Source organism: Saprospiraceae bacterium (assembly GCA_016715965.1).
Lineage (GTDB): Bacteria > Bacteroidota > Bacteroidia > Chitinophagales > Saprospiraceae > Vicinibacter.
In genome coordinates this window covers 2,138,277-2,153,622 of sequence record JADJXG010000001.1, presented here as the reverse complement: position 1 = coordinate 2,153,622, position 15,346 = coordinate 2,138,277, and the positions used below count along the sequence as shown (strand labels likewise).

At 40.5% G+C, this 15,346-nt stretch carries 11 protein-coding genes; 4 read left to right on the top strand and 7 right to left on the bottom strand.

Annotated features, from left to right (window positions below; genetic code table 11):
• Positions 1-111: 111 nt before the first annotated feature.
• Genes IPM48_08075 through IPM48_08060 form a run of 4 tightly spaced genes read right to left on the bottom strand, consistent with a single transcriptional unit; the run spans position 112 to position 5,899 of the window.
• The gene (locus tag IPM48_08075; protein MBK9271541.1) at positions 112-2,925 is read right to left on the bottom strand and encodes an outer membrane beta-barrel protein; all 2,814 of its coding nucleotides are present in this window, start codon (positions 2,923-2,925) and stop codon (positions 112-114) included.
• Between the two features lie 7 nt (positions 2,926-2,932).
• Entirely contained in the window at positions 2,933-4,189 is a 1,257-nt protein-coding gene (locus IPM48_08070) for a hypothetical protein (protein ID MBK9271540.1), read from the bottom strand.
• Positions 4,190-4,193: 4 nt separating this feature from the next.
• On the bottom strand, positions 4,194-5,195 hold the full coding sequence (locus tag IPM48_08065; protein MBK9271539.1) for a biotin/lipoyl-binding protein: 1,002 nt from the start codon (positions 5,193-5,195) through the stop codon (positions 4,194-4,196).
• 8 nt (positions 5,196-5,203) lie between these two features.
• Positions 5,204-5,899 carry a DUF4956 domain-containing protein gene (locus IPM48_08060; GenBank protein MBK9271538.1) on the bottom strand — a complete coding sequence of 232 codons (696 nt, stop codon included), beginning with the start codon at positions 5,897-5,899 and terminating at the stop codon, positions 5,204-5,206.
• Between the two features lie 163 nt (positions 5,900-6,062).
• On the opposite strand from IPM48_08060, the gene IPM48_08055 reads away from it, so the two are divergent.
• The 4 genes from IPM48_08055 (at position 6,063) to IPM48_08040 (ending at position 11,566) form a co-directional block, all read left to right on the top strand.
• Positions 6,063-7,322 (top strand): CinA family nicotinamide mononucleotide deamidase-related protein, encoded by a 1,260-nt coding sequence (locus IPM48_08055; GenBank protein ID MBK9271537.1) that lies wholly within the window; start codon positions 6,063-6,065, stop codon positions 7,320-7,322.
• Between the two features lie 176 nt (positions 7,323-7,498).
• Positions 7,499-8,812, top strand: coding sequence for a 2-oxo acid dehydrogenase subunit E2 (locus IPM48_08050; GenBank protein MBK9271536.1), 1,314 nt, complete (start codon positions 7,499-7,501; stop codon positions 8,810-8,812).
• An 11-nt stretch (positions 8,813-8,823) separates the two neighbouring features.
• Positions 8,824-10,998 carry a PD40 domain-containing protein gene (locus IPM48_08045; GenBank protein MBK9271535.1) on the top strand — a complete coding sequence of 725 codons (2,175 nt, stop codon included), beginning with the start codon at positions 8,824-8,826 and terminating at the stop codon, positions 10,996-10,998.
• Positions 10,985-11,566, top strand: a complete 582-nt coding sequence (locus IPM48_08040) for a methyltransferase domain-containing protein (protein MBK9271534.1) — start codon at positions 10,985-10,987, stop codon at positions 11,564-11,566. The genes IPM48_08045 and IPM48_08040 overlap by 14 nt, the downstream gene beginning before the upstream one ends.
• 234 nt (positions 11,567-11,800) lie before the next feature.
• On the opposite strand, the gene murQ is transcribed toward IPM48_08040, so the two are convergent.
• From murQ to IPM48_08025, 3 genes are all read right to left on the bottom strand, one after another.
• Positions 11,801-12,616, bottom strand: coding sequence for an N-acetylmuramic acid 6-phosphate etherase (gene murQ, locus IPM48_08035; GenBank protein ID MBK9271533.1), 816 nt, complete (start codon positions 12,614-12,616; stop codon positions 11,801-11,803).
• On the bottom strand, positions 12,613-14,085 hold the full coding sequence (locus tag IPM48_08030) for a sodium:solute symporter (GenBank protein ID MBK9271532.1): 1,473 nt from the start codon (positions 14,083-14,085) through the stop codon (positions 12,613-12,615). Before IPM48_08030 ends, murQ begins: the two co-directional genes overlap by 4 nt.
• Positions 14,086-14,255: 170 nt before the next feature.
• Positions 14,256-15,230, bottom strand: coding sequence for a pyrroloquinoline quinone biosynthesis protein PqqB (locus IPM48_08025; GenBank protein MBK9271531.1), 975 nt, complete (start codon positions 15,228-15,230; stop codon positions 14,256-14,258).
• Between the last annotated feature and the right edge of the window lie 116 nt (positions 15,231-15,346).

Below are 15,346 nucleotides of genomic sequence, written 5' to 3'. Positions count from 1 at the left end.
CGTAACGATATTTTTTTTCTAGCCTGAATTTTGTCCAGCAGATATTTTACCATGCTTTTACATATCCAGAAAAAAAAGGATATGTTCACCGGTCTATGCTAAAAACGTGAATTAGGAGCGACTCACAAATTGGCGGATCTGCCAGGTAGCTGTCAACATAAAGTATTGCTGCACTACATTGGTAAAATTGTCATCGTACCAGGCCTCTCTCACGACCCGGCTGACGGAGGCGTTTTGTTGGAGCAGATCAAATACCTGAAGTCTGATGTCAAGGGCGTTGTTTTTGAGAAACTTGTATCCCACAGCTGCATTCCATAAGACAATGTTTCTGTTGGCTTCTCCGGTCAAGCCAAAATTAAACTGTGCCAGGACATCCGTTTGTATAAACAAGCCTTTCCAAAACTGCCACTGGATCCTGCCGTAATTGGTCTGAAGGGTATTGAGCGTTATCAGTTCCGGGGTATTGGAATTTCTGATTCTGCTGATCCCCAGGGTACCTGATAAGGTAAAATCCAAGCGTGGGCTGATGTTGGAAGACAGAACGATACCCCCATTCAGGTTGAGGGATCCATTTTGATTGAGTTGATCATTGAGCAAGGAAGGTGTATTGGTATAAAAGCCTCCCAGATTCAGATTCAAATTGGTTTTTAGTGAGCGGATGGGCAGTCCATAACTCAGAAAGGATCTCAGCGACCAGAATCCATCCAGGTTGACCGGCCTAGACCATTGGGCTCCGGCGGGAAGTGCAATGCTATCCAATAGTACCGTATCTGTGGTGGGGATCAAGATATTATTGCCTATATAATCCTGGGTAAAAGAGGCTCCTCCCATGATAAAAAAACTGGTGCCTTTGAGTGCATTGGAAGTGTGGTAACGCCCAAAAATATTTTGTCGGAATTCCTGATTGAGATTGCTGTTGCCGCTATTGACAGAGAGGTTGTTGGTAATCTGAGGCACATCCTGTAGTTGCTCCGCAGATGGTTGATTGGTAGAGGTTCTATAGTTTATTCTCAAATTTTTATTTTGGGAAAACCGAAACATCATCGTGGCATTGGGAAGGAAGTTGACAAAATGTTTTTCCAATCCTATTTGAGTGGGAAAAATCTGGTCGTTGACCAAACTCGCATACTGGTACGAAAGTCCCGCATTCAAATTAAAAATCTTGTAGTTGTAACGGTATTCCAATGAACTTCGGTGACTTTGATACACCGATTTAAACTCATTGCTGAGCTGAATGTCCGGAGTGGGACTTGGCTGTTCGTCGGACAGCTGGAATGTTTTCTGATCGGAATAGGAGGGTGCGTATTGATGGTGGTAAGAAATCTGGAACTGCGATTTGTCATTGATGGGTTCTGTGTAGCTCAGATTGCTTTGTACGTTGGCACTATTGCGTATCCCATCCTGATTTTGCCGAATGGTATCGAAAAATGCGCTTTCGTAATCTTCCAAAAAAGAGACCAGTTCATAATCTACTGTACCGTTGTTCCAACTCGGATTGACCTGAGCAGACAGGGTTCTACCTTGCTTCTGAAAAGAATGTCTGTACAACAATGGCGCTGAAATATTGTACCGGTCAGAGGTCCTTGCCGTGTTAAACTGATTTTGATTAATTTGCTGCAATAGAATTTGATTGATGGCCAGATTCTGTTGACCGATTTCAGCGTTTTGGTATGACAGTCTTGGCGTAAACTGAAAGCTGTTAAAGCTATCTATTTTCCATTCTGCTCTCAGGTTAAAACGATGGTTGAGGTTGTATTGATTTTCCGCTTTACCCTCTGTATAGACCAGTCCTTCATTGGCTGGTGTGGTATAAACTCTTCTCAAGTTGGCAAGGATGTCATTGTCGGATGAATTGACAAAGTAACTTCCTGTCAATTCGAGTGTACCAATTTGGTCAGAATAATTGACCCCAAAAGCACGGGTGGTGATGATCCCCGAACGCTGATCTACCAGAAAGTTGTCGCTGTTGTTGGATGGACCAAATCGCTGTCCCTGTGGTCTTCCTCCACCCGGACCGCCTCCCATACCTGGTCGGGGCCCTCCGGATGATCCGGAACCACTCAATACCCCGGACAAATCTTCGGTGGAAAAATTCTGCTCGTTGATGTTGTTGAGGTTTCCTAAAAAAGTCAACCTGCGACTCCCTTTGAAATAATTGATGCTGGCACCCGTTTTGTAGCGATCTTCCGTACCTGCACCTGCCCAAACCCTTCCAAAAAGTCCATTTCGAAATTGCGGTCTGGTCACAATATTGATGGCTTTAAATGTGTTGCCGTCATCAAATCCTGTAAATATGCTTTGATCCGAACGTTGATCGAAAATCTGAATTTTGTCAATGACTTCAGAGGGTAAATTTCGGAGTGCAGCATTGGCATCTTCTCCAAAAAATCTCTTTCCATCCAAGGTCACTTGTCTGACGTCCTCTCCCTGTGCCTGCACTTTGCCATCTGTCACGGTCACTCCGGGCATCTTGGTGATCAGGTCTTCTGCATTGGCATCCGGATTGGTTTTAAAGGACGAAGCATTGAATTCGGTGGTATCGGTTTTCGTCTTTGCCACCACGGCCATGTCTTTAATTTCGACTTCACTCAGGACTTTGCTGTCAGTGATCAATTGTATGTCCCCCAAATCCAAAAAATCTTCTCGAAGCGTTGGTCTGATCCAATGGTCTTTGTGACCCAGGTGGGAGATTTTGATCAAAATCCTCCCCTTTCTTTCTAGCTGAATGTTAATTTTTCCATTAAGATCGGTTTGAAAACTTTGTATGACGGCACTATCTCCAGCTTTTAGGACAAAAACTATGGCACCCACCACAGGATCTCCCGATTCATCCAGAACAGATGCTTTGATTGTCTTTAACCCATTCTGGGCAAACATCAGAAGGGGTGTCATCATGACCACCCAAAAACCCCACCATTTCGTCATATAAAAATTAATGCAATGGAACAGCTCTCTTTGTCAAATGGTTGCGAAGAGGCATGGATATTAATGCATCAGCATCATGCAACATCTCGATGTAGTTGGAGAGAATAGACATCTCCAACTCCCACAAATCAAGTTGCCATTCGAGTTTTCTGATTTGCAAATAAATGATTTCATCTGCTGGCATTTCCTGCATCAGGATCTCAGATTGAAGAAATTTGGAAATCATTTTATTTTCTTCACTTTGACGGATCTGATCGTATTGAACCAATTGGGATCTCAGCAAATTTTTCCAACGATTGATATTCCAGGAGCGAATGCTATCAGAAAGTGTGATCCGGTCTTTTATCTCGAATATTTCCAGATCCAGTGCATTTCTCCTTCGGTTGGGCAATCCACCCAGCGGCAATGTCAGACCCACTCTGGTGAAGAATTTTTCTTCAAAAGTTTCTCTGTTGCTGTAGTCTCTCAGGCCAAATTGAAGGAATCCATTCCACTCTTTTTCGCGTTTTATTTGAAGGTCTTTTTCTACTTTCAAAACATTTAGTTCCTGTTCTTTTTCCAGGGCGGATTGCGACCTCCATTCCACTTCTCTGTTTTGAGTCAAAAGAAGTCGAATGTCTTCTGCATTTATCCATTGGTCTTTCTCGGAAGAAATATCCCAGATGGTTACCCCCAAGCTTTGTAGTTGTTGAACAATTTCTGCATATTTCAATTGATTTTCGATGGAGTCGCGTTTCCATTTATCTTTATCAGCAGCTTGTTTGACGATGTCTGAAAAGTTCCATTTTTTATCATTGCCCAACGATTGAATCATTGTATGGATGCGCAAGTCGGCAAGTTGATTTAAGCTATCCAACCAGATGGTTTTTGTAGAATAATTTGCAAATTCCAGACAAAGTTGATATCGCTGCAGCAACAATTCTTTCAACAAGGACATGGACTCTTCTTTCAGTAGCTTGTTTTGTGCGTCTTGAAATTTTTGATACTGACCCCATTCACGGAAATTATTGGAGTTGAAGCGGAGAGAAAATAAATTGTCAATTAAAAATGCATCGCGATTGCCATATTGCACATCCAGATCCCTGAGCCATGGAGTCGTAAAATGTTGGTTTTGTTGGAAAGATATTTTATCAAGGGATTGTTTCCATGAGAGGTGATGCCTGTAGCTGGACAATAGCTCATTTGAAAAAGTTTGTTGGGCCTGGGAATGCAACATGCAGTAAAACAAAAAGCTTGCAATGAATGCTGAAATCAATCTGTACATATCGTCAGGGAATGAGGTCTATTCTCACTTTTTCACCAACGAAGAATGGATTGTCCGGTGGGAGAGCGATATACAGCTCTCTGCCGTATGCTCTCATTTCCGGAATTTTTCTTAGTCTGTAAGGCAATTCGGAGATGGTCGGATAAACATAAATGATCGCGCCGCTATCTGAAACTTCGGTTCTATAAGAAGATTGCAAAAACACTTTCCTGCCTATTTGAGGAATCAACTCTGAACTTTCCGGCAGAAAGGCTTTTACTTTTGAAGGTTTGGAAGAAGTAATGGAAAAAATGACAGAACGAGAATCGATAAAATCACCAGGATGAAAATAAAATTCACCAATCATTCCATTTAAAGTAGATAGGATGTATCGATTTTGATATTCCTGATCCAGAAAATTCATTTCGGATTTCTGTGCATTAAGATAGGCGCGATGCCCTCCTGATTTTTTGTATGCAAACTGATCAATGGCCGCCATTCTGGCACTTTTCTCAGTCTCAAGATCTTTGATTTGTTTCCGGATACCTTCCATTTCTGTTTGCAACAAGGAGGATTGTCCATTGCTTTTGAGATCAAACACAGACGATACTTTGTTTTTGAGTTCTTTCTGAATGCCGGCTTGCTGTTCTAATTCACTCAGCTCATTTTGAAGTTCACTGAGTTTGTATCGATATTCTGCTTCCAGAATTTTCTTCTCCTGGGTATTGATGTTCTGATCAACGCGATTGGCAAACTCAGCCATTTGAATTTGTTGGTTAAGATCCGCTTTTCTTTTGTCAAAATCAAAAACTTCCAGCACCAACAATGTATCGCCTTGACGCACCGTTTGTCCGGGATTCACATGGATTTGTTTAATTCTTCCATCAAACTCGGGTTTGACCTGTATTTCTTCCGCTTCGGTGCTTCCAAAAAAATGAGTTTGGCTCAAACCCATCATTTGATTGTAAATATAAATGATACCAAGGATGGCTAAAAACCAGGAAATAACTATGGCGTTGATCTTCATTAAATGCATTAATTAATGTCATTGGCAGATTCACCCAATCTACTCCATTTTCTGGTAAGGATCCCCTTTTTTTCCAATGCTGCAATTAATTCCTTGTAAGCATTGTCATCTCTGAGTAAAATTTTGAGTTCCATTTCCAATAATTTTGTGCCGGAAGTTTTGTCTATATCGGGCCAAAGCTGATCTAGGTCATATCGTTTGGTAAAGCGCTCCAATATTTCATGAAAATCATTTTCAAAACAACTCTCCGGTCCTTTCAATCTCAATTCCCAAACCACATGATTCCCTTTATGAAATGGACTGAATCTAAGGAGGATGGCAATCAGGCAAAAAATCAATCCACCGGTGACGGCTATAAAAAAGCCAAATACCCCGCAGGCAATTCCAATCCCCAAACATGCAAACATAAAAATGATGTCTCTTGGATCCCTAAAAGTGGTTCTAAACTGAATGATGGTAAGTGCTCCAATCATGCCAAGTCCAACGGCCACATTGTCTCCAATGGCCTGCATAATCATGGTAGCTACCACAGAAGATAACACCAAAGCCTGTATGTAATTTAAGGACTTGATGCTAATGTTGCTTGTTTTTTGGTAGGTGAAGGCCACCAAACCAGATAAAACAAACGATAGCAAAAAAGTCAACAACACCATTGACAGGGTCGGATTTTCTACGTTCTTGTACAATGTTAAAAATTCCTGCATGCTCCAGTTGCTCTAGAAATGATAAAGCAGAACGGGCTCAAATGTACTGCATCGATTTCATATTAATTTAACATTTTGTTATTCTGGGTTATCATCCCATGTGCCCGAGGGCAATTCAAAAAAGAATGGGGCAATTTATCCATCTTTGCAGCAAATCCTTCAAATGAATAACCCATTGAATGTATCTATCATCACCATTGGCGATGAATTGCTTATTGGTCAGGTGATTGACAGCAATTCAGCCATCATGGGACAAATGCTTTCAGCCATTGGCTTGGCTGTGTCCAGAAGATGGTGCATCGCTGACAAGCGCGAAGAAATCCTATACGCCATGCAAGAAGCGTCGCGCCATTCTGATTTGGTCCTTATTACCGGTGGATTGGGTCCCACCAAGGATGACATTACGAAAAAAGTCATTGCTGAATTTTTAGGCGTCGAATTGAAATACAACGAACAGGCGTACACTCATTTAAAAGAAATTCTGGACAGATACAAAGTTGAAATAAGAGACATGCATGTCCAGCAGTGTTGGTTGCCTTCCAATGCTCAGATTTTAGACAATAAGCTTGGCACTGCCGTCGGTTTGTGGATGGAGCACAGAGGAATCCACTGGGTGGTCATGCCCGGAGTGCCCTATGAAATGGAATACATCATGAAACATGGGGTAATCCCAAGGATTTCAAAATTTGAACTTGCGGCTCAATACCGACAAACCACTGTGCTGACTGCGGGGATAGGAGAATCTGAGATTGCCCATCAAATTGAACCACTGTTAACAGACATGCCCAATTATATCCAGCTGGCCTATTTGCCAGGGACTGGTATGGTCAGGCTGAGACTTTCGGGAAATCACGAATCCACTTCAATGTTAGAAAACGAGCTCCTCCAATATGTCCAAATCATCAAGAACAGATTGGGCGACTTCGTCTTGGGTACCGATGATCAAAACCTATCCTGGATTTTGGGTCAAATGCTGAAAGATAGAAATCTTTGGATCGGTACGGCAGAAAGTTGCACAGGAGGCATGATGGCTCAAATGATAACCGCTATCCCGGGGTCTTCTGCCTATTTTTGCGGATCTGCGGTGACTTATTCAGAAACATTGAAGAAAAATATACTTGGAGTTCAGCAGCAGACATTGACTCAATACGGTGTGGTAAGCGAACAAACAGTCCGTGAAATGGTGAAAGGAGCCTGTATGCATTTGGAGGTGGATCTGGCTGTGGCAAGCACGGGCATTGCAGGTCCTGACGGTGGAACAGTAGAAAATCCGGTGGGAACCATCTGGATTGCAGCGGGAAACAGGGACCATGTCCTTTGTCAAAAACTACAGTTGGGTAAAGACAGAACCAGAAACATCGAACGCGCCGCTACCATGGGATTGCTACTTGCCAGAAAATGGTTGTTGCAAGATATGAGGTAAGTTTTGGCTTTCTATCTTAAGACTTGTCTTTCAGTATTTTATAATATAGACTCGTGAATCTTTGCGAAGAGGCAAAGAGATGATTTCGGAGGATGTGTTCTACTTAAAATCATTAACTTTGCACCGAAAGGAAACCTCCTGATATTCTCTATTGTAGTTTATAAGAGCAATCAAATATGGCAAAGATAGAATTGGTTATGCCCAAGATGGGTGAAAGTATCATCGAAGCAACCATCCTTAAATGGTTAAAAAAAGAAGGCGATGTTGTCCAATTGGATGAAACCATTCTGGAGATTGCAACAGACAAAGTGGACAGTGAAATTCCATCCCCTGTACAGGGTGTTGTATCACAAATTTTGTTTAAGGAAAATGAGGTAGTGGCTGTTGGAAAAGTCATTGCTTATATTGAAACAGATCAAAAAGCTGCCGGAGATCAACAGCCCGCCACCATTGTTCAGGAAGAACCCAAAGTGTCACCAAGTACCGCTCAGCCCCCGGCGATCGAGAAAACTGTGGAAACACCAGTAATCAGCTCCACTGTAATCCATTCTGTGGAAGGAAGATTTTATTCGCCACTTGTCAAAAATATTGCAAAACAGGAAAACATTTCTCAATCCCAACTCGATCAGATCCAGGGAACTGGCGCAGGAGGCAGGGTCACCAAAAGAGATGTGATCCAATGGATGGAAGGAGCCAAGACAAGCCCTGTTGCGGAATCGCTATCTCCAAAAACCATGCAAACGCAAACCCCTGTCTCTGTAGCTAGTTCATCAGTCAGTGGACAGTTTGAAATCATCGAAATGGACCGCATGAGGAAAATGATTTCAGAACATATGGTGATGAGCAAACAAACATCTCCTCATGTCACTTCTTTTGTCGAAGTGGACATGACCCACGCAGTTCTGTGGCGCGAAAAAATCAAAGACCCGTTTCAAAAGAAATACCAACAAAAAATAACTTTCACGCCTATTTTTATAGAAGCTGTGGCAAAAGCGATCAAAGATTTTCCAATGATCAATGTATCGGTCAACGGCCAAACCATCATCCGAAAATTTGACATCAATATTGGAATGGCTGCAGCTTTACCCAGTGGCAATCTAATTGTTCCGGTCATTAAAAATGCGGACAGGCTGAATCTTTTAGGATTGACCTTTGCCGTAAATGATTTGGCAGATCGAGCCAGACAAAACAAATTAAAGCCGGATGAAATTCAAGATGGCACTTTTACACTGACCAATGTTGGAAGTTTTGGCAATGTGATGGGTACGCCGATTATCAATCAACCACAGGTGGCGATTATGGCCACCGGCACCATCCAGAAGAAACCTGCAGTGATAGAAACACCTACTGGAGATGTGATAGGTATCCGTCACATGATGTTTCTTTCTTTGTCCTATGACCACAGGGTTGTAGATGGTTCACTTGGTGGTAAATTTTTGAGAAGGGTTGGGGATTATTTGGAAGCATTTGACTTGTCTCTTGAAATCTGAGCCTTCAATACATGGGTTTCTTCAAAATTTTGATGGCTTTGGTCATTCTTTGTTGTGCAATATTGCATGGAACCTCTCAATCGTTTTCAAAAGATTTCCAAAAAGCACAAAAACAAGGCAGGATGGGGAATTATCCGGAAGCTGCAAAATTGATTGAATCTTATGATGCTGAAAAGATAAAATCCAAGAAAAATTTATTCGAATGCGCCAATATTTTTTGGCATGCCAATCAGTTGGAAGCTTCTGAAAAATACTTTCTTAAACTAACAGATCACAAAAAGTACAAAAAGCAATCCTTGTTGACCCTTGCTCAAATCTACCAACATCAATTCAAGTTTCGAACAGCCATAGATTTTTACAAGAAATATGTTCGCCTACTTGAGCCTAAGGACCTAAATATCCCACAAGTCCAAGCACAAATCAGTCAATGTGTCAATGGTATTTTTCTAAGCAAACGAAAAACGACTGCTATTGTCCAACCGCTTTCTGAAAAAGTAAATACCAATTATGATGAATATAAATCTTATGCCAGCATCAGTCAGCCCCATACTTTTTACTACAGCGCTATAAGAGCTGACAACAAAGGAGGCAAGAGAAATGATGTTGGAAGGCTGGATCAGCAATCTGGCAGATTGCGGGCAGACATCTATGTCATTCATCCGGATAGCACTCAAGTCACTCAGAAGAACTGGCTCAATCAATATGTCAACAGCAATTACGAAGATGTATTGTGCCATATTGGTTCAAATGGCAAATCCATTTTATTCTTACAAACCTGGGACAGAGAAAAAGGAAAAATATTAACGGATACATTGTCAAACAATCCATACCGTTTTGAATTTGCAAACTTCCAATCACCCCTGAGACCCGAATTGGGAGACCATGATTTTAGCATCTACCAGGATAGTTTGATGATTTTTAGCAGCGACCGGATTGGGGGTTATGGGGGAAAAGATTTGTATTTGAGTGTTTTCAGAAAAAACAAATGGACTGAACCCGTCAACCTGGGAAGTAAAATTAATAGCCCTTTTGATGAAATCCATCCCTATCTGGCCAACGACGGAAGTACCTTGTATTATTCACACAATGGAAGCAGCTCGATTGGTGGTTACGATGTATATTACAATCAATACAGCAGGGAAGCCCGTGGATGGAGTATGAGAAACCAACTCGGAATTCCAATCAATAGTCCAGGTGATGATTTGTATTTCAGGCTTTTGCAGGATGGGAGCAGTGCCAGCTTCAGCTCAGATCGCAAATCAAATAATCAAGGCGGTCTGGACCTTTATCTGGCCATATTTAAAGAAGAATTGAGTGAACAACCAGAACTTCCATATGATAGCTATATAAGTCAGCTATATGAAAACCAAGCTATTGAGCAACTCGCATTGGGTACAGAATCCTCCAGTGATCCTATTGAAAATAAAACAAATAAAATTGATCCATCCAAGAGCAATGTTTTCTCGTCGAATGAATCAAATATTCCGTTTTATGAAATCAGGTACAAGGACGAAAATTTTTTACAAGATCCTGCAATACTTAAGTCCGTTGAAATCCTCGTTGCGTTCTTAAATGAAAATCGGGATTTTCATTTGATTATTTTGGTGCATTCCGATGAAAATGTAAATGCAGAAACCAATTTGTATTTTGGACAAAACCTTGGAAAAAGTCTGGTAAAAAAAATGGAGTCAATGGGATCAAATTCAAGAGGTATCAGTGTGATATCATTGGGTACCCAATTTCCTGTTGCCAGCCACTCCAGTCAGATTGCCAACAATCCCAATAAAAGGATTGAGTTCTTTTTTGTTCAAAAAATATCCGGAATATTTGGCCATTCCATCAAACCGAAAAATCAAAATAAAAATGATGTGACTGAAAAACTGGGCGGACTAAAATACACCATCCAATTGGGTGAATCATCTCTCATTTTTAAACATCCGCTTATTAACAATGAATTTTTCCATTTTTCCATTTGGAGAAATCAAAGCCAAAAATCAGAATATTATGTGGGAATCTACGAAGACTACAATTCTGCCTTGATGGACAATAAAAGTTATTCCGGATTGGGTAAGACAAAAATAACTGCAATGATTGAGGGGATTCCCCTTGAAAAAAATCAGTTGATTGATTACGCGGCAGAGTATCCCGATCTGTTGCTACTACTAAACGAATATGTCAAAGATTAAAAAAGGAAATAATTCCAATTTTGAATTTATCAAGGAAGGCATTAAAAATATGCAAAGTGTGGGTTCTGTCTGCAGGTCTTCCCCTTTTGTGGCAAAAAGTATGTCAAAGGGACTAAACGATTCCACGTTTAAAATTATCGTTGAACTGGGAGCAGGAGATGGTGCCATTACTGAAGAAATTCTTAAAAACATGCAATCGGACGCGAGGCTGATTGTTTTGGAAATCAACGAGAATTTTTGCGATCAACTCAGGCAATGGAACGATCCCAGGATGTTGGTGCTCAATGAATCTGCAGAAAACTTAAAAGCGGTTTTGCATTCTTTGCAAATACAAGAAGCCGACAGAATTATTTCTGCCATTCCGTTTCTGTTATTTCCCCGTGAGGAGGTAGAAAAATTTCTAAGGGTGTTTTATTCATCCTTGGCTCCCGGAGGAAAGTTTATCCAACTGCATTATAGTCTAAACCTAAAAGACCTGTATGAAGAAATCTTTGATGATGTAAAAATAAGGTTTGTACCCATCAATATTCCCCCCGCTTTTATTTTTGAATGCAAGAAAAAAGTATAGCACAAGAAATAACATCATAATGCTGTTAAGGGCCAATGTAACATTAAATGAGAGCTATTTTTAAATTTTTTGTTTTCAATAGCATATAAATTATTCCGCGTGAAATGCTTTTGAGGAGTCTTGTCTTTGTTGATCTTTTGTCAATCAAAATGATATTTAAAGACAAATCCGAGATACATTGATAAAAGAAATTTGACCTTACTTAGGATCAAAGAAAGAGCCTAAGATCAACGATCATTCCCTATTCAAATCCTCCAAAACTTTACGCACTGATCCCAATCGTATCAGTCTTTCTCTGGCATCCGCAGCGTCTAATTGAGTTAAATGAGTAATCATCTTAATTCCGCGATCAATTAATTTCTGATTGCTCAGTGCCATGTCCACCATTTTATTTCCTTTTACTCTTCCTAAGCGGATCATCACAGAGCTGCTGATCATGTTAAGGATTAGTTTTTGGGCGGTACCGGATTTAAGTCTGGTTGATCCTGTAATGTATTCAGGCCCTACAATGCATTCAATTTTGTGGTTGGCGTACTGAGATATTGGTGAATTTGGATTGCAGCAGATGCAAGCGGTCAACAAACCTGCAGATTGAGCATCCCTTAGCCCACCCAAAACATAAGGTGTAGTGCCACTGGATGCAATACCCACCACCGTATCCATCTCATCCGGAATAAAATCACTCAGTTCTTTCCAGGCGGCATTGTCATCATCTTCTGCAAACTCCACCGCCTTGCGGATGGCCCGATCACCGCCCGCAATCAAACCAATGACCCAATCATGCGGCACTCCAAAAGTAGGTGGACATTCTGAAGCATCCACTACTCCAAGTCGACCACTGGTGCCCGCACCAATGTAAAACAAGCGGCCACCTTCCTGCATCCGAGGTACAAGATTTTCTACCAATGAAGCTATTTCGGGAATGCACTTCTCTACAGCCAGTGGCACTGTTTGATCTTCCGCATTCATGTCTATTAAAATTTCCAAAACGGATTTATTTTCCAAAGACTGATACTCGGATTCTGATTCGGTCACTCTGATAAAAGTCATGTGTTTGGTTTTTTTGAAATGAGCCACAAACCAGTCAAAGTCATTAATCCATTGAGAGCCACTAGCAAATTGCCAAAGGTAAATCCATCAAAAAGGTATTTGGAATTTTCATCGACCAATAGTGTGCAGAGTGCTGAGGCTATACAAATATAAGGAATCCATTGCGGTAAAGTGATAATGCGCTTGGTGAGGCTGGCAAAAATAAACAATCCAAGTATCGGTCCGTAGGTATATCCTGCGAACTGGAAAACCTTGTTGATGACAGCATCATTGTTTAACAAATAAAACAGTACTATGACCAGGAATGTCAAAAATGAAAAAAAGAGATGGACGATTTTTCGGATTTTCTTTTTTTGATCCTCTGTTTTAGAACTGGATTTAAAATTAAGAAAATCAATACACGCCGATGTAGTGAGAGAAGTAAGGGCAGAGTCTGCACTTGAGTAATTCGCAGCTACCAAACCAAGAAAAAATAAGACAGTGGCATAGGTGTTCATGTGCTGAAAGGCCATTACAGGAAAAACCATATCCGAACGGGATGGCAGTGATATGGATTCTTGTGCAGCATACATATAAAGACCTGCACCAAGAGATAAAAATGCAAAATTCACAAAAATCAATAGTATTGAAAAACTATATATGTTCCATTGCGCTTCCTTCAAATTACGACAAGTGAGATTTTTTTGCATCATGTCCTGATCCAATCCCGTCATCACCAGAGCGATCAACATTCCTCCAAAAAACTGTTTGAAGAAATAATTTGAATCAGACCATCCGGATTCAAAATAAAAAATTTTGCCATAAGATGAATCCATTATTTTAGAAAAAAAAGAGAAAATATCCAAACCCATTTTATCACTGATATAAAATATACTTAACACCAAAGAACCAAGCATACAAAAGGTCTGGAAGGTATCACTTATTACAATAGTTTTGATTCCTCCACGATAAGTATAAACCCAAATCAGAAAAATGGACATCAACACCGTAATCCAAAATGGCCAATGGTAATGGGCAAAAATAAAATGGTGCAAAACCATAGCCACAATAAACATCCGAAAGGAAGAACCAATCAATCTTGAAATAAGAAAAAACGCTGCACCTGTCTTATATGCTCCAATACCTAATCTCTGGTCCAGATATTCATAAATACTGGTGACCTTATATTTGTAATAAATCGGCATTAAGACCTGTGCGATGATCAAGTATCCCAGCAGATATCCCAATACCATCTGCATATAACTCATGTTTTGATTGGTGCCACCCGCCCCAACCACTCCCGGGATGCTGATGAATGTCACACCTGAAAGGGATGCTCCTATCATGCCAAAAGCGACGAGATACCACTTGCTATTTCTATTGGCTGAAAAAAAACTGTCATTAGAAGAGTCTTTTGAAGTAATCAAGGAAATTCCAATCAACAGTAAAAAGTATCCCAAAAGAATCAAAATCAAAATCCAAGGAGCCATCATCAGCGATTTTAGGACGAAGATAAGTTATGGAAAGAACTGATTGGAATAAAAAATAATTGAAAAGATAGCATTGTAAAACCCAATGGCTTGTAAAGATTCATCATTGCGTTCAATTCACTGTATTTGGATTCAAAAAGAGAACAAGAGTTAGCCCATATTTCCTCAAGTCAATATAACTTTCCTTGAATGGCAGTATGATAGCCCTTCTTCTCAATTTCTTCCTTTCGTTCATCTGACCAAATCAAAGGGTTGGTGTGGTTGAGATGAATGAAATGGATTTTATTTTTGACTGAATCCGGCTCTGCGGCAAACAAAGCCATGGTCTCCCGGACGGTGGGATGTGGCACTTCACCAATTTTGCGAAAAGCGAGTTCGCTCTCATCGTAAAAAGTTCCATCTAAAAAAGCAAAATCAATTTTCTTCACCTCTTCCACGACATTCATTTCCCATTTGTTCCATTTGTCAATATCTGGAATGAATAAATAATTTTTAGCGCCACAAGTCACTTTAAATCCAACCGTTTCTGAAAACTCGTCCCTGTGTGGAACTTCCAAAGGCAAAATGCTAACCCGATCGCTAAGAGTGTATTTCTTTGTCAGGGTCATATTTCTTAAGTCAATATTTTTAAGCAGTGTCAATTGACTCCAGGGAGCTTGGGTTTTCAATAATTCCAGCATACGAGGCATGGCCACAATGATCAAATCTTTTGTATTCATGGCTTCCCTGCCAAATTGTAAAAGTCCAATATAATGTCCGGTATGTGCGTGTGTGAGAAAAATCATGTCGGGTAGGTATGGAAATTTTCCCTCGGTAAGCTTATTGAATTCGTGCAGCTGTTGCTTTAGGTCGGGAGTCGCATCTATCAACCACCATTTGTTGACTGCCGGATCGACAACGGCAATGGAACTCACCCAGGTTTGTGTACAAGCCTGTCTCCAGCTGTCGATACAGCAGGATCTTTGACATCCAATCTGCGGATAACCCGCATCCTGTGCAATTCCCAAAACCAAAATATAGGGTTGCAAACTGTCTTTGAGAATATAATCCACCTTGTTCTGTGCCCTAAGGGTTTGTACAAATATCAGTATCACAATGATTGTGAAATTGACAAGAGGGCCATTTTTTCCAAACAATCTTTTCACTTTAATCCTATTATTCAAGCCTTCAAAGGTATGGTTATCTTATCAACTTGCATTATAAACCGAATTGGATCCTTCATTATTTTAAATATTTATTAAGACCTCAAAACAGGACAATT

Coding starts and splice junctions, on each gene's coding strand:
- IPM48_08060 (MBK9271538.1), bottom strand. CDS start 5,899: ATGCAGGAATTTTTAACATTGTACAAGAACGTAGAAAATCCGACCCTG.
- IPM48_08040 (MBK9271534.1), top strand. CDS start 10,985: ATGTCAAAGATTAAAAAAGGAAATAATTCCAATTTTGAATTTATCAAG.
- IPM48_08030 (MBK9271532.1), bottom strand. CDS start 14,085: ATGGCTCCTTGGATTTTGATTTTGATTCTTTTGGGATACTTTTTACTG.
- IPM48_08055 (MBK9271537.1), top strand. CDS start 6,063: ATGAATAACCCATTGAATGTATCTATCATCACCATTGGCGATGAATTG.
- murQ (MBK9271533.1), bottom strand. CDS start 12,616: ATGACTTTTATCAGAGTGACCGAATCAGAATCCGAGTATCAGTCTTTG.
- IPM48_08075 (MBK9271541.1), bottom strand. CDS start 2,925: ATGACGAAATGGTGGGGTTTTTGGGTGGTCATGATGACACCCCTTCTG.
- IPM48_08070 (MBK9271540.1), bottom strand. CDS start 4,189: ATGTACAGATTGATTTCAGCATTCATTGCAAGCTTTTTGTTTTACTGC.
- IPM48_08045 (MBK9271535.1), top strand. CDS start 8,824: ATGGGTTTCTTCAAAATTTTGATGGCTTTGGTCATTCTTTGTTGTGCA.
- IPM48_08065 (MBK9271539.1), bottom strand. CDS start 5,195: ATGAAGATCAACGCCATAGTTATTTCCTGGTTTTTAGCCATCCTTGGT.
- IPM48_08050 (MBK9271536.1), top strand. CDS start 7,499: ATGGCAAAGATAGAATTGGTTATGCCCAAGATGGGTGAAAGTATCATC.